The organism is Azospirillum mesophilum (genome assembly GCF_053470405.2).
Genome location: NZ_JBPXMQ020000042.1, coordinates 47,437 through 54,026, shown reverse-complemented (window position 1 = coordinate 54,026; position 6,590 = coordinate 47,437). Strand labels below are relative to the sequence as shown.

The window sequence follows — 6,590 nt, the reverse complement described above, 5'->3', positions numbered from 1 at the left end:
ACTTCCGCACCACGGACGTGACGGGCATGGTGAAGCTGCCGGAAGGCACCGAGATGGTCATGCCGGGCGACAACATCTCCATGGAAGTCGAGCTGATCGCTCCAATCGCCATGGACGAGGGCCTGCGCTTCGCCATCCGCGAGGGTGGTCGTACGGTCGGCGCCGGCGTCGTCGCCTCGATCATCAAGTAAGGCGCGTTCTGTGGAAGGGGCCGGCGTTCGCCGGCCCCTTTTGCACATCCGCTCCGCAAAAATCGGGTGTGGCAATCCCCACCGTCACCGGACCTCCATCTCCTTGTCACAAGGGGGAAATTGTGGGTTGACACCGGGGCGGCTTGGGCATACACGTTACGCCCTCTGGAATTTGGGTTGGTAGTAGGCAAGTCCGGCCTAGACGCAGCCCGATCACGAACGGCATCGCGAGGCCAACTCGCACCGGGTGCTGCCAGGAACATCCATCCGCATCGCCATGCGGGGGATGTTCTTTTTCGTATCGGCCGTCAGACAGGTTTGGGATGAACCACCGCCCGCCGCTTCGGTGTACCGGCGCAGGGTGACCTGACGCTGCCGGTCCCCGGGGACAGTTTTGGGGTACCGGTGGCGCGTTGGCGTCACCGAAACGAGGTGCAAGGGACGTTTGGACATGGACAGCCAGAACATCCGCATCCGCTTGAAGGCGTTCGATCATCGCGTGCTCGACCAGTCGACCAGCGAGATCGTCAACACCGCCAAGCGGACCGGTGCTCGGGTGCGGGGCCCGATCCCGCTGCCGACGCAGATCGAGAAGTTTACGGTCAACCGCTCGCCGCACGTCGACAAGAAGTCGCGCGAGCAGTTCGAAATCCGCACCCATAAGCGTTTGCTCGACATCGTCGATCCGACGCCGCAGACGGTGGACGCGCTGATGAAGCTCGACCTCGCCGCGGGTGTGGACGTCGAAATCAAGCTTTAAGTTGGGTCTGTTGAGGGACCTCTCCCTCTGAGGATGTCCCTGGTCAGGAGATAAAGAACAATGCGATCCGGTTTGATCGCGCAGAAAGTCGGCATGACCCGCGTCTTCCAGGACGACGGGACGCACGTGCCGGTGACTGTGCTGAAAGTCGACAGCTGCCAGGTCGTCGCCGTTCGCACCGAAGACAAGGATGGCTACACCGCCGTCCAGCTCGGTGCCGGCGCCATCAAGGTCAAGAACGTCACGAAGCCTGAGCGCGGGCATTTTGCCAAGGCGCGCGTGGAACCGAAGCGCAAGCTGGTCGAGTTCCGCGTCGACGCCGATGCGCTGATCGAGGTCGGCGCCGAACTGTCGGCCGCGCACTTCGTTCCGGGCCAGTTCGTCGACGTCACCGGCACTTCCATCGGTAAGGGCTTTGCCGGTCCGATGAAGCGCTGGAACTTCGGTGGTCTGCGTGCCACGCACGGCGTGTCGGTGTCGCACCGCTCGCACGGTTCGACGGGTAACCGCCAGGATCCCGGCAAGGTCTTCAAGAACAAGAAGATGGCCGGTCATCTCGGCGACGAGAAGGTCACGGTTCTGAACCTGAAGGTCGTGTCGGTGGACGAAGACCGCGGCCTGATCTTCCTCAAGGGCGCCGTTCCGGGCGCCGAGGGTTCTTGGCTGCGCATCCGCGACGCCGTGAAGAAGAAGGCTCCGGAAGGTCTTCCCTTCCCGGCCGCCATCAAGGCCGCGCCGGCTGCCGAAGCCGCCGCTGAGCCGCAGGAGTGATGGCCATGAAGGCGACCATTAAGAACCTGAACAACGAGACCGTCGGCGAGATCGAACTCTCCGATGACGTGTTCGGCCTCCCGTCCCGCACGGACCTCCTGGCCCGCATGGTCAACTGGCAGCTGGCCAAGCGCCGCGCCGGTACCCACAAGACCAAGGGCGTTTCGGAGATCTCCGGCACCGGCAAGAAGCCGTACCGCCAGAAGGGCACCGGCCGCGCCCGTCAGGGCTCCATGCGTTCGCCGCAGTTCCGCGGCGGCGCGACCATCTTCGGCCCGGTCGTCCGCTCGCACGAGCACGACCTGACCAAGAAGGTCCGCAAGCTGGCCCTGAAGACCGCGCTGTCCACCAAGGCCGCGGAAGGCAAGCTCCTGGTCCTCGACTCGGCCGCCGCCGAGACGCACAAGACCAAGGACCTGGCCGCCCGTCTCGCCACGCTGGGCCTCTCCTCGGCGCTGATCATCGATGGCTCGAACCTGAACGAGAACTTCGCTCGGGCGTCGCGCAACATCCCGCTGATCGACGTGCTGCCGGAGCAGGGCGCCAACGTCTACGACATTCTTCGCCGCGATACGCTGGTCCTGACCCGCAACGCGGTCGAGCAGCTGGAGGCTCGCCTGAAATGAGCAAGCAGTCGAAACCTGCGGTGAGCCAGGAGCGGATGTACGACCTCATTCTGGCTCCGGTCATCACCGAGAAGTCGACGATGGCGTCGGAGCACAACCAGGTCACGTTCCGTGTCCCGCTGTCGGCCACCAAGCCGGAAATCAAGGCGGCGGTCGAAGGGCTGTTCAACGTGAAGGTGACCGCGGTCAACACCCTGATTTCCAAGGGCAAGACCAAGCGCTTCCGCGGCACCATCGGTCGTCGCTCGGACTTCAAGAAGGCCGTCGTGACCCTCGCCGAGGGGAACAAGATCGACGTGACCACGGGCATCTGAGCGGGAGTGTGATCCGATGGCTCTGAAGCAATACCGCCCGATTACGCCGTCGCTCCGCCAGCTGGTCATCGTTGACCGCTCGGAGCTGTGGAAGGGCAAGCCGGTCAAGGCTCTCACCCAGGGTCTGACCAAGTCCGGTGGCCGCAACAACACCGGCCGCATCACCGCGCGCCGGATGGGTGGCGGTCACAAGCGCACCTACCGTCTGGTGGATTTCAAGCGCCGTAAGTTCGACGTTCCGGCCACCGTTGAGCGGCTGGAATACGATCCGAACCGTACGGGCTTCATCGCCCTCATCAAGTACGAGGACAACACCCTGTCCTACATTCTGGCGCCGCAGCGCCTGAAGGTGGGCGACACCGTCATCGCCGGTGAGAAGGTGGATGTGAAGCCCGGCAACGCCATGCCGCTGAAGAACATCCCCGTCGGTTCGGTCGTGCACAACGTCGAACTGAAGCCCGGCAAGGGTGGTCAGCTGGCCCGCTCGGCCGGCACCTACCTGCAGCTCGTCGGTCGCGACGGCGGCTACGCCCAGCTGAAGCTGCCCTCGGGCGAGCTCCGGATGGTGCGCGGCGAGTGCATGGCCACCATCGGCGCGGTCTCCAACCCGGACCAGATGAACACCAATCTGGGCAAGGCCGGCCGCAAGCGCTGGCTGGGTGTCCGTCCGTCGGTCCGTGGCGTCGCCATGAACCCGATCGACCACCCGCACGGTGGTGGTGAGGGTCGCACCTCGGGCGGCCGTCACCCGGTCACGCCGTGGGGCAAGCCGACCAAGGGCAAGAAGACGCGTCACAACAAGAAGACGGACGGCCTGATCCTGCGCCGCCGTCATTCGAAGTAAGGAGGTCGGACGATGGCACGCTCCGTTTGGAAGGGCCCGTTCGTCGACGGCTATCTGCTGAAGAAGGCGGACAAGTCCCGCGCTTCGGGCCGCAACGAGATCATCAAGATCTGGTCGCGTCGTTCGACCATCCTGCCGCAGTTCGTGGGTCTCACGTTCGGCGTCTACAATGGCCACAAGTTCCTGCCGGTTCTGGTGACCGAGAACATGATCGGCCACAAGTTCGGTGAGTTCGCTCCGACGCGCACCTTCTACGGGCACGCGGCGGACAAGAAGGCGAAGAGGAAGTAAGCCATGGGCAAGCCCTCCAACCCCAGCCGTATCGCGGAGAACGAGGCTCTGGCCTCCAATCCGATGATCCGCACCAGCCCGCGCAAGCTGAACCTCGTCGCCCAGCTCATCCGCAACATGGATGCCAGCAAGGCCGTGGCCGAGCTGACCTTCTCCAAGCGCCGCATCGCCGGCGAGGTGAAGAAGGTCCTCCAGGCCGCGATCGCGAACGCCGAGAACAATCATCAGTTGGACGTCGACCGCCTGTACGTCTCCTCGGCGACGGTCGGCCGCGCTCTGGTGATGAAGCGCTTCCACGCCCGTGCCCGCGGCCGCGGCGCCCGTGTCGAGAAGCTGTTCAGCAACCTGACGATCATCGTGCGCGAGCGCGACGCCGCTGCCGAAGGGGCCGAGTAAGATGGGTCAGAAAGTCAATCCGATCGGGCTGCGCCTCGGCATCAACCGGACCTGGGACAGCCGTTGGTTCGCCAAGCGCGACTACGCCAACCTGCTGCACCAGGACCTGAAGCTGCGCGGCTATCTGCAGGGCCGCCTGCAGCAGGCCGGCTGCTCGCGCGTGGTCATCGAACGTCCGGCCAAGAAGGCCCGCGTCACCATCCACTCGGCTCGTCCGGGCGTGGTGATCGGCAAGAAGGGCGCGGACATCGAGAAGCTGCGTTCCGAGCTGTCGAAGATGACCGGCGGCGAGGTGAGCCTGAACATCGTTGAAATCCGCAAGCCGGAGATCGACGCGCGCCTCATCGCCGAGAACATCGCCAGCCAGCTGGAGCGTCGCGTTGCCTTCCGCCGCGCCATGAAGCGCGCCGTGCAGTCGGCCATGCGCCTGGGCGCCCAGGGCATCCGAATCAACTGCTCGGGCCGTCTGGGTGGCGCTGAAATCGCCCGCCTGGAGTGGTATCGCGAGGGCCGCGTCCCGCTGCACACCCTGCGTGCGGACATCGACTACGGCACCGCGACCGCCAAGACCACCTACGGCACCTGTGGTGTCAAGGTCTGGGTGTTCAAGGGCGAGATCATGGCTCACGACCCGATGGCGCAGGACAAGCGCATGGGCACCGAGCCGGTGTCGACCGATGGTGAGCCGCGTCGCGAACGTCGCGAGCGTGGCGATCGCGAGGAGCGTGGGGGCCGTGGTCGCGGCGACCGTGACCGCTCCGACCGCGCTGATCGCGAGTAAAGGGGCAGAGCGATGCTTTCTCCGAAGCGTACCAAGTACCGCAAGGCCCACAAGGGCCGCATCCACGGCAACGCGAAGGGCGGCACCCAGCTGAACTTCGGTTCCTTCGGCCTGAAGGCCCTGGAGCCGGAGCGCATCACCGCCCGCCAGATCGAGGCGGCCCGCCGCGCGATCACCCGCGCGATGAAGCGTCAGGGCCGCGTGTGGATCCGCGTGTTCCCGGACCTGCCGGTCTCCACCAAGCCCGCCGAAGTCCGCATGGGTTCCGGTAAGGGCTCGCCCGAATACTGGGCGGCGCGCGTTCATCCGGGCCGCATCCTGTTTGAGCTGGACGGCGTGCCCGCCGATGTGGCAAAGCAGGCGTTCGCCCTGGCGGCCGCCAAGCTGCCGATCAAGACCAAGCTGGTGACCCGCCTCGGCGGTGAGGAGGTGGCGGCATGAAGTCCGTCGACGTTCGTGCGAAGAGCACCGAGGAGCTGAACGATCAGCTCCTCCAGCTCAAGAAGGAGCAGTTCAACCTGCGCTTCCAGCGGGCCTCCGGCCAGCTGGAGAACACGGCGCGGGTGCAGGTGGTGCGTCGCGACATCGCGCGCATCAAGACGATCCTCGGCGAGCGTTCGCGCTCGGCCGAAGCCGGCAAGTAAGGAGGGCTACCTATGCCTCGCCGCGTTCTGCAGGGCACGGTGGTCAGCGACAAGGGCGACAAGACGGTTATCGTCCTGGTCGAGCGCCGCGTCATGCACCCCGTGTACAAGAAGTTCATTCGTCAGTCGAAGAAGTACGCCGCCCACGACGAGGGCAACCAGTTCAAGGTCGGCGATACGGTTTCGATCATCGAGTGCCGCCCGATCTCCAAGCGCAAGCGCTGGACGGTCGTGCTGGAGTCCGCCGCCGCTGGCGGCGCCGCGTAACTGAAAGGTAGTAACCATGATCCAGATGCAAACCAACCTGGAAGTCGCCGACAATAGCGGGGCGCGCCGGGTGCAGTGCATCAAGGTGCTTGGCGGGTCCAAGCGGAAGGTTGCCACCGTGGGCGACGTCATCGTCGTCTCGGTCAAGGAGGCCATTCCGAAGGGCCGCGTCAAGAAGGGCGACGTGCATCGCGCGGTCATCGTCCGCACTGCGAAGGAACTGCGCCGGGACGACGGATCTGCGATCCGCTTCGACCGCAACGCTGCCGTGCTGATCAACAAGCAGGGCGAGCCGATCGGCACCCGTATCTTCGGGCCGGTCACTCGTGAGCTTCGCGGCAAGAAGTTCATGAAGATCATCTCGCTGGCGCCGGAGGTGCTGTAATGGCCGCGAAGATCAAGACCAAGGATAAGGTCGTCGTTCTGACCGGCAAGGACAAGGGCAAGACCGGCGAGGTGCTCAAGGTCATCCCGTCCGAAAACCGGGTCGTCGTTCAGGGCGTGAACGTGGTGAAAAAGCACCAGCGCCCGAGCGCCCGTTCGCAGGGCGGCATCGTCGAGTTCGAAGCGCCGATCAACGTTTCGAATGTCGCCCACATCGATCCGAAGGACGGCAGGCCGACCCGCGTCGGCTTCAAGATCCTTGAGGATGGCCGCAAGGTGCGCGTCGCCAAGCGGTCCGGCGAAGTCATCGACGTGTGAGGA

The 6,590-nt window shown here is 64.9% G+C and carries 14 protein-coding genes; all 14 read left to right on the top strand.

Features of this window, described 5'->3' with window-relative positions; genetic code table 11:
- The coding region (locus ACSVC7_RS27125; protein ID WP_483508876.1) for an EF-Tu C-terminal domain-related protein at positions 1 to 191 on the top strand (191 nt) is incomplete at its 5' end.
- A 451-nt stretch (positions 192 to 642) separates the two neighbouring features.
- Positions 643 to 951, top strand: a complete 309-nt coding sequence (gene rpsJ / locus ACSVC7_RS27120; protein ID WP_014241039.1) for a 30S ribosomal protein S10 — start codon at positions 643 to 645, stop codon at positions 949 to 951.
- A gap of 60 nt (positions 952 to 1,011) precedes the next feature.
- Positions 1,012 to 1,722 carry a 50S ribosomal protein L3 gene (gene rplC / locus ACSVC7_RS27115; protein ID WP_448206804.1) on the top strand — a complete coding sequence of 237 codons (711 nt, stop codon included), beginning with the start codon at positions 1,012 to 1,014 and terminating at the stop codon, positions 1,720 to 1,722.
- A gap of 5 nt (positions 1,723 to 1,727) precedes the next feature.
- The gene (gene rplD / locus ACSVC7_RS27110) at positions 1,728 to 2,348 is read left to right on the top strand and encodes a 50S ribosomal protein L4 (protein ID WP_448206805.1); all 621 of its coding nucleotides are present in this window, start codon (positions 1,728 to 1,730) and stop codon (positions 2,346 to 2,348) included.
- The gene (locus tag ACSVC7_RS27105) at positions 2,345 to 2,662 is read left to right on the top strand and encodes a 50S ribosomal protein L23 (RefSeq protein WP_448206806.1); all 318 of its coding nucleotides are present in this window, start codon (positions 2,345 to 2,347) and stop codon (positions 2,660 to 2,662) included. The genes rplD and ACSVC7_RS27105 overlap by 4 nt, the downstream gene beginning before the upstream one ends.
- A 16-nt stretch (positions 2,663 to 2,678) precedes the next feature.
- Positions 2,679 to 3,506, top strand: a complete 828-nt coding sequence (gene rplB, locus ACSVC7_RS27100; RefSeq protein ID WP_448206807.1) for a 50S ribosomal protein L2 — start codon at positions 2,679 to 2,681, stop codon at positions 3,504 to 3,506.
- 12 nt (positions 3,507 to 3,518) lie between these two features.
- The gene (gene rpsS / locus ACSVC7_RS27095) at positions 3,519 to 3,797 is read left to right on the top strand and encodes a 30S ribosomal protein S19 (RefSeq protein WP_014241034.1); all 279 of its coding nucleotides are present in this window, start codon (positions 3,519 to 3,521) and stop codon (positions 3,795 to 3,797) included.
- Between the two features lie 3 nt (positions 3,798 to 3,800).
- Entirely contained in the window at positions 3,801 to 4,193 is a 393-nt protein-coding gene (rplV, locus tag ACSVC7_RS27090) for a 50S ribosomal protein L22 (protein ID WP_448206808.1), read from the top strand.
- A 1-nt stretch (position 4,194) separates the two neighbouring features.
- Entirely contained in the window at positions 4,195 to 4,974 is a 780-nt protein-coding gene (gene rpsC / locus ACSVC7_RS27085; RefSeq protein WP_448206809.1) for a 30S ribosomal protein S3, read from the top strand.
- A 12-nt stretch (positions 4,975 to 4,986) separates the two neighbouring features.
- The gene (rplP, locus tag ACSVC7_RS27080; protein ID WP_448206810.1) at positions 4,987 to 5,415 is read left to right on the top strand and encodes a 50S ribosomal protein L16; all 429 of its coding nucleotides are present in this window, start codon (positions 4,987 to 4,989) and stop codon (positions 5,413 to 5,415) included.
- Positions 5,412 to 5,618: a 50S ribosomal protein L29 gene (gene rpmC / locus ACSVC7_RS27075; protein WP_448206811.1), complete on the top strand. Its 207-nt coding sequence runs from the start codon at positions 5,412 to 5,414 to the stop codon at positions 5,616 to 5,618. Before rplP ends, rpmC begins: the two co-directional genes overlap by 4 nt.
- A 12-nt stretch (positions 5,619 to 5,630) precedes the next feature.
- The gene (rpsQ, locus tag ACSVC7_RS27070; protein ID WP_448206812.1) at positions 5,631 to 5,885 is read left to right on the top strand and encodes a 30S ribosomal protein S17; all 255 of its coding nucleotides are present in this window, start codon (positions 5,631 to 5,633) and stop codon (positions 5,883 to 5,885) included.
- A 16-nt stretch (positions 5,886 to 5,901) separates the two neighbouring features.
- The gene (gene rplN, locus ACSVC7_RS27065) at positions 5,902 to 6,270 is read left to right on the top strand and encodes a 50S ribosomal protein L14 (RefSeq protein WP_085555126.1); all 369 of its coding nucleotides are present in this window, start codon (positions 5,902 to 5,904) and stop codon (positions 6,268 to 6,270) included.
- Positions 6,270 to 6,587, top strand: coding sequence for a 50S ribosomal protein L24 (gene rplX, locus ACSVC7_RS27060; protein WP_448206813.1), 318 nt, complete (start codon positions 6,270 to 6,272; stop codon positions 6,585 to 6,587). Before rplN ends, rplX begins: the two co-directional genes overlap by 1 nt.
- Positions 6,588 to 6,590 lie beyond the last annotated feature (3 nt).

Coding starts and splice junctions, on each gene's coding strand:
- rpsQ (WP_448206812.1), top strand. CDS start 5,631: ATGCCTCGCCGCGTTCTGCAGGGCACGGTGGTCAGCGACAAGGGCGAC.
- rplC (WP_448206804.1), top strand. CDS start 1,012: ATGCGATCCGGTTTGATCGCGCAGAAAGTCGGCATGACCCGCGTCTTC.
- rplX (WP_448206813.1), top strand. CDS start 6,270: ATGGCCGCGAAGATCAAGACCAAGGATAAGGTCGTCGTTCTGACCGGC.
- rplP (WP_448206810.1), top strand. CDS start 4,987: ATGCTTTCTCCGAAGCGTACCAAGTACCGCAAGGCCCACAAGGGCCGC.
- rpsJ (WP_014241039.1), top strand. CDS start 643: ATGGACAGCCAGAACATCCGCATCCGCTTGAAGGCGTTCGATCATCGC.
- rplV (WP_448206808.1), top strand. CDS start 3,801: ATGGGCAAGCCCTCCAACCCCAGCCGTATCGCGGAGAACGAGGCTCTG.
- ACSVC7_RS27105 (WP_448206806.1), top strand. CDS start 2,345: ATGAGCAAGCAGTCGAAACCTGCGGTGAGCCAGGAGCGGATGTACGAC.
- rplB (WP_448206807.1), top strand. CDS start 2,679: ATGGCTCTGAAGCAATACCGCCCGATTACGCCGTCGCTCCGCCAGCTG.
- rplN (WP_085555126.1), top strand. CDS start 5,902: ATGATCCAGATGCAAACCAACCTGGAAGTCGCCGACAATAGCGGGGCG.
- rpmC (WP_448206811.1), top strand. CDS start 5,412: ATGAAGTCCGTCGACGTTCGTGCGAAGAGCACCGAGGAGCTGAACGAT.
- rpsS (WP_014241034.1), top strand. CDS start 3,519: ATGGCACGCTCCGTTTGGAAGGGCCCGTTCGTCGACGGCTATCTGCTG.
- rpsC (WP_448206809.1), top strand. CDS start 4,195: ATGGGTCAGAAAGTCAATCCGATCGGGCTGCGCCTCGGCATCAACCGG.
- rplD (WP_448206805.1), top strand. CDS start 1,728: ATGAAGGCGACCATTAAGAACCTGAACAACGAGACCGTCGGCGAGATC.